Source organism: Enterobacteriaceae bacterium Kacie_13 (assembly GCA_013457415.1).
Taxonomy (GTDB): domain Bacteria; phylum Pseudomonadota; class Gammaproteobacteria; order Enterobacterales; family Enterobacteriaceae; genus Rahnella.
Genome location: CP045665.1, coordinates 3,320,513 through 3,332,664, shown reverse-complemented (window position 1 = coordinate 3,332,664; position 12,152 = coordinate 3,320,513). Strand labels below are relative to the sequence as shown.

Genomic DNA, 12,152 nt, shown 5'->3' with positions numbered 1-12,152 from the left:
CATTTCTTCATAGCCCAACCGGCTGCGGATAAAGCCCTTTGCGCTTCCATTTCACATCGGCCACCGACTGACCCGTATGAATTTTCCCCTGTAAAAGCAGATTGAATTTCGCACCCGACGCCCGCATCAGACGGCTTTGCAGGATGTAGACGGCTTCTGTCCCCAGTTCGCGGCAGGGCAGATGGACGGCGGTAAAATCCATCGGGTAAAGATTTTTCATTCCATGCGCGAAATCCATACTCATCACCGAAATATCCTCCGGCACCCGAATGCCGTGTTCCCTCAGGACTTCTAGCGTCGCCTGCGCTATCGGGTCGCCGCCGCAGATAATCGCCGAAGGCAGTGTTTCACGCTTATTCTCCCTGAGGTACCTGTCGATAATTTCCCTTGCCTGCTCTTTACCGTTGCCTTTATTGACCAACAGATGCGTGGCCTCGTCGAACGGAATGTGGTATTCGAGACAGGCACGTTTGAAACCGTCCAGCCGCTGCATCATGGTTTCCCTTCGCAGATCGGTGAACAGTAAAACCGGCCGATGGCCACGCACAAACAGATAATTAGCGGCACTGTAGCCGAGGGAATAGTGATCGGCCGACACACAATCGAGGCGCATTTCGTTGTCCCGGGCGTTGATCATTACCACCGGTTTATTCGATTCGGCTGCCAGCCGGTAGAGCATCACGTCGTCGATGCCGATGATAATAATGCCATCCACGTCTGACTGATTAAGCGCCTGCATAAAGTTGGCGATATCCGGTTCGTTGACCGCCAGTGCGCATTTTCGGACGTGGATATCAAAACGGGTGACCTCAGCCGTTATTTCCTGAATAGCTTCGTAATAGTAGAGATCTTCATGAGGAGAGAATGCCGCCGGGGGGGCGCAAATTAACAGAGTGTTCATTAACAACCGGCTGGCCGGAATGTCGCGTAAAATACCCATATTTCTTGCATGGGTAAATACTTTCTCTTTTGCCTGCGGGCTGACATTCGCTTTGCCTGCTAATACCCTGGAAACGGTACTGGGAGAAAGCCCCGTTAACTCGGCTATTTGCCTGATTTTTAATTTTCCTGTCATTTTGTGATCAACACCTCATTAGCTTATGGACTTATTGCCACAGTTAACTGTCTGTAATTCTTCGGCTATTCTCCATCATAGCAAATCCAAAACGCCGCGCTGCAAATCCTGTCACAAATACCGGTTGTTAGAAAAAAATGTCATTACTATTCTCAATTTAATTCGCGTTAGAAAAGAAACAAAGCATTTATCCGCGCCGTATTTAATGACGTATTAATTAAAATCGTCATTGAATCAGCAAGGTGACGGCTACCCGTCGGTCTGAAATCAGGAATGAAATAATGTTAAAAATAGCCATCATTGGTACCGGTAATATTTCACATAACCATATTCAGGGATATTTAACGTTTGCTGACCGTTGTCAGATTGTCGCACTGGTCGATATTTACCCCGAGAAAGCAGAGGAGAAAAAACGGCATTACGGCCTCGCCGCGGCGAAGGTGTATGCCAGTCATCAGGACATTCTCAATAATCCTGATATCGACGTGTTTGATATCTGCACGCCGCCGTACGTGCACGCGGAAATTTCCATAGATGCGCTGAAATCCGGCAAGCACGTATTGTGCGAGAAGCCGATGGCGGCATCGTTGCAGGAATGCGATGCAATGATTCTGGCGGCGAAAGAGAGTGGAAAAACGCTGTCGATTATCGCGCAGAACCGCTTTACCGATGCCTTCTGGCGGTTGAAAAAAGTTATCGATTCAGGTGAGGCTGGCAAAGTCTGTCATGCGCAGGTGGATTCCTTCTGGTGGCGCGGTCACTCCTATTATGATTTGTGGTGGCGCGGCACCTGGGAAAAAGAAGCGGGTGGATGCACGCTCAATCATGCGGTTCACCATATTGATGCCATACAGTGGATGCTCGGTTTTCCGTCCGAAGTGGTCTCGATGATCACCAATACCGCACATGATAACGCCGAAGTGGAAGATCTCTCGGCGGCGATTTTCAAATATGACTCCGGCGCGCTGACCCAGCTGACCGCCTCGGTGGTGCATCACGGCGAAGATCAGAAGATAGTGATTCAGGGTGAGAAGGCGCGGATATCCGCGCCATGGGACAAATTCGCCAGTATTTCCGCACCCAACGGATTCCCCATCGACGCACGTGATACCGCACGTGAAAGCCGCCTCGACGATGTGTATCAGTCGATCCCAAAACTGACCTATACGCTGCACACCGGCCAGATCGATAATTTCCTCACTGCGCTCGAAACCAACACGCCGCCGCTGATCGACGGCGTTCAGGGTAAGCGATCTCTGGAACTTATCGCCGCAATTTATAAATCTGCCATCACCCGCAGCATCGTGACGCTGCCGATTTTGCCGTCGGATCCGTTCTACCAGACTGGTGGGCTGGTGTCGGTGGCACCGCACTTTTATGAGAAATCCGCATCAGTGGAAAACTTCGCTAATGAAAAGGCGATCCCGCTCGGTAAAAACATGGATAAGGGAGTCTGAAAATGAGTAACAAAGACGGTATGCCAGAAAATGGAATGAATCATGCGCCGGTGGGTAAACCTCAGCCGGTGGTGAAGCCGGGCGAATTCGTGATAGCCGCTGCGGCGCTGGACCACGGGCATATTTACGGCATGTGCAACGGGCTTATTGAAGCGGGTGCCAGCCTGAAATGGGTTTACGATCCGGATCCTGAAAAGGTGCAAAAATTTGTCAGCCAGTATCCGCAGGTGTTGGTGGCTGATTCGCTGGAAACGATCCTTGAGGATAAAGAAGTACAGCTGGTAGCGGGTGCCGGGATCCCTTGTGAACGTTGCGCGCTGGGCCTGAAAGTGATGGATGCCGGGAAAGATTATTTCGTCGATAAAGCGCCGCTGACAACGCTTGAGCAACTGGCTGCCGCGAAAGCCAAAGTCGCGGCAACGGGGCGAAAATATGCGGTGTATTACAGCGAACGGCTGCACGTGGAGAGCGCGGTATTTGCCGGACAGCTGGTGCAGGAAGGAGCGATCGGGCGTGTTGTGCAGACGCTCGGTACCGGGCCACATCGTGAGGGCGAAGGCCGCCCGGACTGGTTCTATGAAAAGAAAAAGTTCGGCGGGATCCTGTGTGATATCGGCAGCCATCAGATAGAACAGTTTCTGTTTTATACCGGTAACAGCAATGCGCGCGTGGTCGCGGCGCAGGCGCTTAATTTCAATCATCCGCAGTCCCCGTGCTTTGAAGATTTTGGCGACGCGATGCTCGAAGGTGACAACGGCGCGCGCGGTTATTTCCGCTGCGACTGGTTCACGCCACAAGGGCTGAGCACCTGGGGTGACGGGCGACTGACGTTGCTGGGCACCGAAGGTTATATCGAGATCCGCAAATATGTCGATCTGACGCGCGGGGAACAGGACGTGGTGTATCTGGTGAATCAGCGCGGCGAGTTTCGCTATCCGGTTTCAGGCACCGTTGGCTTTCCGTTCTTCGGTGAACTGATCCTTGATTGTCTGCATCGCACTGAAAAAGCCATGACGCAGGAACATGCGTTCAAAGCCGCAGAGTTGTGTGTACGGGCGCAGATGCTGGCGAATCAGTCGAAGTAATTCGGGAGGCGCACCATGAAAATCACTAATGCGGCCATCATCGGCTGCGGGGCGATCCACACCTGCCACGCACAGGCTATCCGGCAAAACCCGGCCAGCCGATTGCTGGCTATCGCTGAGTGTGACGCAGGTATTGGACTGGCGCTGGCGCAGCAATATCAGTGCGATTTTTACACAGAGTATCGTGAAATGCTGCGCGATCCGCACATCGAGGTTGTGCATATCTGCCTGCCACATCATCTTCATCAGGAGGCGATCCTCGCCGCACTGGCGGCCGGAAAGCACGTTTTCACTGAGAAACCGGTTGCGCTCAACACCACCGAAGTGAAAGCGATCCGGCAGGCCCAGAGCCGTTCCGGGAGGCTGCTTGGCGTGTGTTATCAGAACCGGCTGAATCCGTCGAGTCAGAAAATCCACGCGCTGCTGGCAAGTGGTGTTCTCGGCAACATGCTGAGTATTAAAGCGGTGCTGACATGGTCGCGCGGAGGGGCTTATTACACTGACAGCCCGTGGCGCGGGCGCTTCGCCACTGAAGGCGGCAGCCTGCTTATCAATCAGGCGATTCATACGCTTGATCTGATGCAGTGGTTCGGCGGCGGCATTCACGCGCTGAAAGGCGTGGTGGACAGCCATTTTCTGACTGACGTGACCGAAAACGAAGACACCGCCATGGCCAGCATGAAACTGGCGAACGGCGCACGCGGCCTGTTTTATGCCAGCAACGGGCACAGCACCGATTCACCGCTGTTGCTGGAAATCCACTGCGAGAAAGGGCTGCTGCAACTGCACCACAACGCACTGTGGCTGATTGAAGGAGAAACCAGAACGCTGCTGGTGAACGATCTCAGTCCGGCGGGGAATACTAAAAGTTACTGGGGCGACAGCCATCGTCAGGCAATTATCAATTTCACGCATTCTGTGCAATCTCCTGAAGATAAAAACTATACCTCTCTGTCTGATGCGGAAATTTCTTTAAATATGGTGGAGGCGATTTATCGATCCTCACAATTAAGACAATGGATAACGCTTGAATAAATAACGTTAATAATAACCCTACATTCACAGGATAATAAAAATGAAGCCTACTGAACGCAGAGTCGGTTACGGCACGGCCATAGGATATGGCGTGACGGATTTATTTGGTGGCGGGGCATTCGCCGTGATCGGTACCTGGCTGTTATTCTTTTACACCACCTATTGCGGATTATCTGTTTTAGAAGCGGGATCGATATTTGCTATCGCGCGCGTGATCGACGCCATATTAAGTCCCATCATGGGATACATCACCGATAATTTCGCCAATACCTGGCTTGGGAAAAAATTTGGCCGTCGTCGCTTTTTCCTGCTGATAAGTGCCCCGATGATGTTCCTGTATGCGCTGGTCTGGGTGACCGACATGAACTACTGGTATTATCTTGGCACCTACCTGTCTATCGAACTGCTTTCCGCCATGGTACTGGTCCCGTGGGAGACACTTTCATCGGAGATGACTAACCGCTTCAGTGAGCGTACCCGCCTTTCCGGTGTGCGCATGATCTGCTCCCAGCTCGGCAGCCTGCTGGCGGTGTCGATCCCCGGCATCATTATGCAGTTCACCGGTAAAGATAATCCGATGACCTATACCTATACCGGTATTATTTTCGCCTGTATTTTTTGCCTCGCAGTATTTACCACCTGGATGTGTACCTGGGAAGCCAAAGATGTGCGTGAAGAGTTTGAACCGGAAGCGCTCGGCGCACGCAGCGGCAATCTCTGGCACCACTTAAAAAGTCTGGTTTTAGATCTCCTTTCGTCATTTAAAATACGCATGTTCCGCCAGCACATTATTATCTATATCTTTTCATTTACCGCTCTGGATGTTTTCAGTGCCGTATTTACTTATTATGTGGTGTACGGATTACGCCTTGATGCGTCGGCAGTATCCGGATATTTAACGGTTGCTGCACTGGCATCGGTGCCTTCGACCTTTGGTTTTATGATGTTGCTCGAAAAACTAAATATGACGCCATCGGGTGCGCTACGTCTGGCATATGGCATTATTTTTTGCGTGCTGGCTTTTTTATTCTATGTCTACGTTACTGAAATGCCGGTATCGGTTCTCTTGTTCTCAGCCATATTTGCCGTATTCGGATTTGCACGCGCCGGGCTGTATTATATTCCGTGGAACATTTACAGCTTTATTCCCGACGTGGATGAGATAGTCACCAAAAAACGCCGCGAAGGGATCTTCGCCGGTGTCATGGTGCTGACGCGCAAAAGCACCGTCGCGCTGGCGATAATGCTGATCGGCATCGTATTGCAGGAGAGTGGTTTCGTTAAAGGGCAGGGCGTGCAGCCTGACAGTGCGCTGGATGCCATCATTGGGCTACTGATCTTCGCCACCGCTGCATTGCTGGCGGTCAGTTTCTACATGACTTTTAAATTCAAACTGACGCGTGAAACACACAAAATGTTGATTCAGGAAGTTGCACGCCTGAAGCTGGGGGGAAATCTTCAGGACTGTACGCCAGAATGCCAGAAAGTTATCAAGGACCTGACCGGCTATGATTATCAGCAAGTGTGGGGCGCAAGCGCGGCCCACAAAACGGTTCGCAGCGAAGTCGCCGCAGGATAGCGACGAGAAAAGCGGGCAGTCTCGCTGCCCGCGTTGAAGCGTATTACTGCACAGGCAAGGTCTGATTTCCTTCACCTAAGGCGCGCTGCATAAAGACCGTATCCAGCCAGCGTCCATGTTTGAAACCCACCGAGTGCAACGTGCCCGTAACGCGAAATCCGGCAGCCAGATGCAGGCCAATCGAGGCGTTATTTTCGCTGTCGCCGACGTTGGCGATCAGTTGCCGGTAGCCGTGGGTTTCCGCCCAGTCTATCGCGCGGCGAATTAACGCTTTCCCTGCACCGCGTTTCTGAAAATTGGGATCGATATAAATCGAATCCTCCAGCGTATGGCGGTAAGCAAAGCGCTCGCGGTAACGTCCGAGATAGCAGTAACCTTTTACTTCCCCGTCCTCCAGCACGACCAGCCAGAGTAACCCGGCGTCTTTAATCTTCTTCAGGCGTGCGGACATTTCTTCCTCGCCCGGCGGCTGCGTTTCGAACGACGCTGTTCCGTGAATAACGTGCCAGGCATAAATTTTGTGCATCGCGGGAACATGCTGTTCATCCGCTTCTATAATTTCCATTCCTACAGCTCCGTGGAGGGGACGCGAGAGAACTACTTTTTCCGAAAACAGGCCATAAAGGCAAATTGTTTCTGGTGGATATAAGTAAAACGTATGGATGGCTTTTGCTGATTTTAAATGATGGCGCCGCGCAATTGCGTAATTCACATTATTTCAGTTATATGCTTTTTTCTTCTTATCGATACTTATTCGTTTTTTAAACCGCCGCAGGCATCCTGCTATAGTCATTTCTTTGGCCATTAATGCCTATTTTTTAAGGATAAAAAGTGAAACTGACGACCTCTTATTTCCGGACCGGCGCGGCGGTCTTGCTGGTGGGTTTACTGCTGGCGGGCTGTGATCAAAAAAGCAGTGATACGAAGCATATCAAGGTGGGTGTGATTAACGGTGCCGAGCAGGACGTTGCGGAAGTGGCGAAAAAAGTCGCCAAAGAAAAATACGGTCTCGACGTGGAACTGGTCGGGTTCAGCGGTTCTCTGCTGCCTAATGACGCTACCGATCACGGCGAACTGGATGCGAATGTCTTCCAGCATCGCCCGTTCCTCGAGCAGGATAATAAAGCGCATAACTATCATCTGGTGGCCGTGGGCAATACGTTTGTCTTCCCGATGGGCGGATATTCCAAAAAAATTAAAACTGTCGATGAGCTGAAAGACGGTGCAACCATCGCAATTCCTAATGACCCGACCAATCTGGGCCGCGCGCTCTTGCTTTTGCAAAAAGAAAAACTGATCACGCTGAAAGAGGGGAAAGGCTTGCTGCCGACGGCGCTGGATATTACTGAGAATCCTCATCATTTGAATATTATGGAGCTGGAAGGTGCGCAATTGCCGCGCGTGCTGGACGATCCGAAAGTCGATGTGGCGATCATCAGCACTACTTACATTCAGCAGACCGGATTATCGCCGGTGCATGACAGCGTATTTATTGAAGATAAAAACTCGCCTTACGTGAATATTCTGGTCGCGCGGGAAGACAATAAAGATGCAGAGAATGTGAAAGACTTTTTGAAATCTTATCAGTCGCCGGAAGTGGCAAAAGCGGCGGAGAAAATCTTTAACGGTGGGGCAGTGCCGGGCTGGTGATAAGGGGATAAAAGTGCCTGACAGGGGTTTTCGCCGTCTGTCAGGCCACAGCGTTACATCATTAACGTCGGTTTATTTATGCTGTTTCGCAAATTCTTCTTTCGCTTTCTTCAATTGCTGCTGGAATGCATCGTTGGTGTGCAGCGTGGCCACCACTGCGGAGCCGACGATACGTGCGGCATCCACATCGCTCTGCCAGTGATATCCGCAAATCACACGACTCTGCCCTAAATCATAACCGCGCTGAAGGATCTGATCCTGACGTTGCGGATTGATTTCGGTCAGCACCAGCGCGGTCGCCCAGCCAATAGAGGTGTGGCCGGAAGGATAAGATCCATTCTTCGACAGCTTATCCTGCTCGGTAGTGTTGCAGGTCGGGACGCCGTAAAACGCAAACGGACGAATACGCATGTACTTCTCTTTGGCAGAGCGCGTCGCCAGATCGCCGGCGTCTTCAATCATATTGGTCAGAAGCTTATGCAGCTCCGGCGTATCTTTTGCCGTGATCGGTGAACCGAACGCACCGGAGAAGGCATTCGCCACGCCGCCACCGCTCAGGTTTGCATCTTCAGCCGCCTGCTTACCCCGTTCGGTGGATCGCAGCAGACGGCCCTGTTCATACATCGCCTGATCGTTCAAAAATGCAATGCTGCCCACGGCCGGAGGCGGCGGAAGCAGAGTCAGACTGTTGATGGCCTGATCATTTTTCAGATAATAAAGGTCTGGTTTGGTGGTCGCATCGTTGCCGGCAAGGGCGAATGCATTGACAGAGAAAAGGCTGGCGAGGCAAAAAGTGGTCAAAGTCTTCATTAAAAGTTTCCTTACTTACATCTCAGATTTTATTACGAACTCATTTCCGTAACATTTCTTAACATGTGCAAGTAAAACAAATTTCTTGCAGAAAAGTTTGCGCGAGGTCTCAGATTTGGGAATTTGTGTGGGGAGCTTTTTAATTAAGCCATTCAGCTACGCCACCGTGTCTTGAACAGGTTCCACGATGATGCTGGCTGAAACTGTACGTACCGTCCCTGCACTTGGCGGATGCGCCATCAGGGGCATTTCCCGACCGGGTATGGGAAGGACTGTGAACATCCTGACCATCGGAGTTTATGTAATCTCCTTGCTCAATAAGTTCATTGTCCTGCGGGAGTGACGGGTGTGCTGTTTTGCGAGAGCCGTGTTGAATAAAAGTGCCACTGCAAAAAAGAATATTCCGGGAAAGCGCATGGTTTTACTGCATCCTTGAGATGAGTTCTTTTGTCCAGGGGAGGTAGCGACGAGAGTACTCTCAATACCCATACAAACAATGCTGATATTTATCCAGTGTCCGGATGTTCGATTACGACGTGATGAATAAGAGAATTAATGACAGACGAAGAGGATCAACAGGGAGTCAGTGTATTCGTCGAGACAGCGGAGAAATTTAAAAGGAAGTTGCAACGTTATGGTGTCCCCTACAGGAATCGAATCCATCTTTAAAATGTTGATAATAAATTAGCTGTCTGGTTAATTACTGCCACGTAAAATCACAGATCTCATCAATCGTTCATGAGTAGCCCCAGTTTAAGTCTGACGAGAATAGAACACGGGAATCATTACGCTATTGTTCACACGAACCAAGTCACAGAGTAAAAAGTTCTGTTAGCGCACAATAAAGCCAACAACATGCTGCAAAAAAGAAGTCGCTGCAATTTTGATGTGATCTTTGATTTCGTTTGCCGGGTGCCAATGGCTCAAAACAACGTTTCATGTCATTACTTGACTCACTAACCTGTGTAAAATCAGAATTAACCCAATATCGTTGAGATCTCTGCTATGGCTGGCGTTAACAAAACTCATCTGACCGAAACTGACATCATCACAAAATTCATCCTGCCTGCGATTCAAGAGGCGGGTTGGGATGTGATGACGCAGATTCGCCAGGAAGTAAAACTTCGCGATGGGAAAGTCGTGGTGCGCGGAAAACTGGCGGCACGCCTGACGGTGAAGTCCGCTGATATTGTGCTTTACCATAAGCCGGGATTACCACTCGCAGTGATAGAAGCGAAAGCCAATAAGCATGAGATCGGCAAAGGTATGCAGCAAGGGTTGGATTACGCTCGTCTGCTTGATGTGCCTTTTGTGTTTGCTTCCAACGGCGACGGTTTTATTTTTCACGACAAAACCAATCCCTCACAACTCGAATCAGAAATATCACTTGCCGATTTCCCGACACCGCAACAGCTTTGGGAAAAATATTGCGTCTGGAAAGGATTTACCGCTGAGCAGTTACCGGTCATTAGTCAGGATTATTACGATGACAGCACCGGTAAATCCCCGCGTTATTACCAGTTGCAGGCGATTAACAAAACCATAGCCGCTGTTTCAGCCGGGCAAAAACGCGTGCTTCTGGTGATGGCCACAGGCACCGGTAAAACCTATACCGCCTTCCAGATAATCTGGCGGTTGTGGAAAGCGAAAAATAAGAAACGCATTTTGTTCCTTGCCGACCGCAATATCCTCGTCGACCAATCCAAAAATAATGACTTTCAGCCTTTCGGCACAGCAATGGCAAAAGTCACCGGAAGAAATATCGACCCGGCGTATGAAATTCAGCTGGCGCTTTATCAGGCCATTACCGGGCCGGAAGAACATCAGAAAGCTTACAAACAGGTCGCTCCTGATTTCTTCGATTTGATTGTCATTGACGAATGCCATCGCGGCAGCGCGTCGGAAGACAGCGCCTGGCGCGAAATTCTTGATTATTTCAGCAGCGCCACGCAGATCGGCCTGACGGCAACCCCGAAAGAAACTGACGAAGTGTCCAATACCGATTACTTCGGCGAACCGGTTTATACCTATTCGCTTAAAGAAGGGATTGAAGACGGCTTTCTCGCGCCTTATAAAGTGGTGCGCGTGGATATCGACGTCGATTTGCAAGGCTGGCGTCCTACTATCGGGCAGATGGATAAGAACGGTGAGCTGGTGGATGACCGCATCTATAACCAGAAAGATTTTGACCGTACGCTGGTGATTGATGAACGCACGCAACTGGTGGCACAGACCATCACCGATTATTTAAAACGCACTAATCCGATGGATAAAACCATCGTCTTCTGCAACGACATCGATCATGCAGAACGCATGCGCAGGGCGCTGGTGAATCTGAATCCAGAGCAGGTCGCCAAGAATGAAAAGTATGTGATGAAAATTACCGGTGACGACGATATCGGCAAGGCGCAGCTGGATAACTTCATCAATCCGAAAAAACCGTATCCGGTTATCGCCACCACCTCCGAGCTGATGAGTACCGGTGTCGATGCCCAAACCTGCAAGCTGGTGGTACTGGACCAAAACATTCAGTCCATGACCAAATTCAAACAGATCATCGGGCGCGGTACGCGTATCAACGAGAAATTCGGCAAACTGTGGTTCACCATTCTCGACTTCAAAAAAGCCACCGAACTGTTTGCCGATGAACGCTTTGATGGCGTGCCGGAAAAAGTGATCCGCACCACGCCAGAGGACATCTCAGATCCGGATTCTGAGTTTGATGAAATGCTGGAAGATGAATCTACGGATGAAACACCGCTTCCTGATGTCTTCGCAGCACACGAAACACCTGGGGAATATAACGTTACACCCGATCCGGATTTTGCGCCTTTTGAAGAAGATGAAGAGCGTCCAATCCGTAAATTCTATGTGAACGGCGTGCCGGTGAAAGTCCTGGCAAAACGCGTTCAGTATTACGATGCGGACGGAAAACTGGTCACCGAATCCTTCCAGGATTACACCCGCAAAACCCTGCTGAAAGACAAAGACTACGCATCGCTTGATGATTTTACCCGTAAGTGGCAGTCTGCCACCCGCAAACAGGTGATCATTGATGAACTGAAGGAACTGGGTATTTTGTGGGAAGTGCTGGCGGAAGAGGTGGGTAAAGATCTCGACCCGTTTGATCTGCTCTGCCACGTCGTTTACGGTCAGCCACCGCTGACGCGTCGTGAACGCGCGGACAACGTGCGTAAGCGTAATTACTTCACCAAATATTCCGCGCCTGCACAGAACGTCCTGAATACGCTGCTGGACAAATATGCCGATCAGGGTGTGCACGAAATTGAAGATATTCAGGTGCTAAAACTGAAACCTTTCGATACCCTTGGCCGCCCGTTAGAAATCATCAAAAACAGCTTTGGCGATAAAAAATCCTATGAGAACGCCGTGAACGAACTGGAAAACGAAATCTACCAGCCGTCGCCACGCTCCGCCTGATTGCACGACACTTTTCTGCC

10 protein-coding genes are annotated in these 12,152 nt (G+C 50.5%); 6 read left to right on the top strand and 4 right to left on the bottom strand.

The window, feature by feature from the left end; translation table 11 throughout:
• Positions 1 to 7: 7 nt before the first annotated feature.
• Complete coding sequence (locus tag GE278_15125; protein QLK62028.1) at positions 8 to 1,075, bottom strand: substrate-binding domain-containing protein; 1,068 nt, start codon at positions 1,073 to 1,075, stop codon at positions 8 to 10.
• A 281-nt stretch (positions 1,076 to 1,356) separates the two neighbouring features.
• Between GE278_15125 and GE278_15120 the strand changes: the two genes are divergently transcribed.
• The 4 genes from GE278_15120 to GE278_15105 are packed head-to-tail and all read left to right on the top strand — an operon-like array spanning position 1,357 to position 6,231.
• Complete coding sequence (locus tag GE278_15120; protein ID QLK62027.1) at positions 1,357 to 2,532, top strand: gfo/Idh/MocA family oxidoreductase; 1,176 nt, start codon at positions 1,357 to 1,359, stop codon at positions 2,530 to 2,532.
• 2 nt (positions 2,533 to 2,534) lie between these two features.
• The gene (locus GE278_15115) at positions 2,535 to 3,617 is read left to right on the top strand and encodes a gfo/Idh/MocA family oxidoreductase (GenBank protein ID QLK62026.1); all 1,083 of its coding nucleotides are present in this window, start codon (positions 2,535 to 2,537) and stop codon (positions 3,615 to 3,617) included.
• A gap of 15 nt (positions 3,618 to 3,632) precedes the next feature.
• Complete coding sequence (locus tag GE278_15110; protein ID QLK62025.1) at positions 3,633 to 4,652, top strand: gfo/Idh/MocA family oxidoreductase; 1,020 nt, start codon at positions 3,633 to 3,635, stop codon at positions 4,650 to 4,652.
• A gap of 40 nt (positions 4,653 to 4,692) precedes the next feature.
• The gene (locus GE278_15105) at positions 4,693 to 6,231 is read left to right on the top strand and encodes an MFS transporter (GenBank protein ID QLK62024.1); all 1,539 of its coding nucleotides are present in this window, start codon (positions 4,693 to 4,695) and stop codon (positions 6,229 to 6,231) included.
• A gap of 43 nt (positions 6,232 to 6,274) precedes the next feature.
• Here the strand turns inward: GE278_15105 and GE278_15100 are convergent, their stop codons facing one another.
• Positions 6,275 to 6,796: a GNAT family N-acetyltransferase gene (locus GE278_15100; protein ID QLK62023.1), complete on the bottom strand. Its 522-nt coding sequence runs from the start codon at positions 6,794 to 6,796 to the stop codon at positions 6,275 to 6,277.
• Between the two features lie 266 nt (positions 6,797 to 7,062).
• Here GE278_15100 and nlpA point away from each other — a divergent pair, with 266 nt between their 5' ends.
• The gene (nlpA, locus tag GE278_15095) at positions 7,063 to 7,881 is read left to right on the top strand and encodes a lipoprotein NlpA (GenBank protein ID QLK62022.1); all 819 of its coding nucleotides are present in this window, start codon (positions 7,063 to 7,065) and stop codon (positions 7,879 to 7,881) included.
• Positions 7,882 to 7,953: 72 nt separating this feature from the next.
• On the opposite strand, the gene GE278_15090 is transcribed toward nlpA, so the two are convergent.
• Together GE278_15090 and GE278_15085 are read right to left on the bottom strand one after the other, a co-directional pair.
• Positions 7,954 to 8,691 (bottom strand): phosphatase PAP2 family protein, encoded by a 738-nt coding sequence (locus tag GE278_15090; protein QLK62021.1) that lies wholly within the window; start codon positions 8,689 to 8,691, stop codon positions 7,954 to 7,956.
• Positions 8,692 to 8,830: 139 nt separating this feature from the next.
• Positions 8,831 to 9,091: a DUF3761 domain-containing protein gene (locus GE278_15085; protein QLK63308.1), complete on the bottom strand. Its 261-nt coding sequence runs from the start codon at positions 9,089 to 9,091 to the stop codon at positions 8,831 to 8,833.
• Between the two features lie 605 nt (positions 9,092 to 9,696).
• On the opposite strand from GE278_15085, the gene GE278_15080 reads away from it, so the two are divergent.
• The gene (locus GE278_15080) at positions 9,697 to 12,132 is read left to right on the top strand and encodes a DEAD/DEAH box helicase (GenBank protein QLK62020.1); all 2,436 of its coding nucleotides are present in this window, start codon (positions 9,697 to 9,699) and stop codon (positions 12,130 to 12,132) included.
• The last annotated feature ends 20 nt before the right edge of the window (positions 12,133 to 12,152 follow it).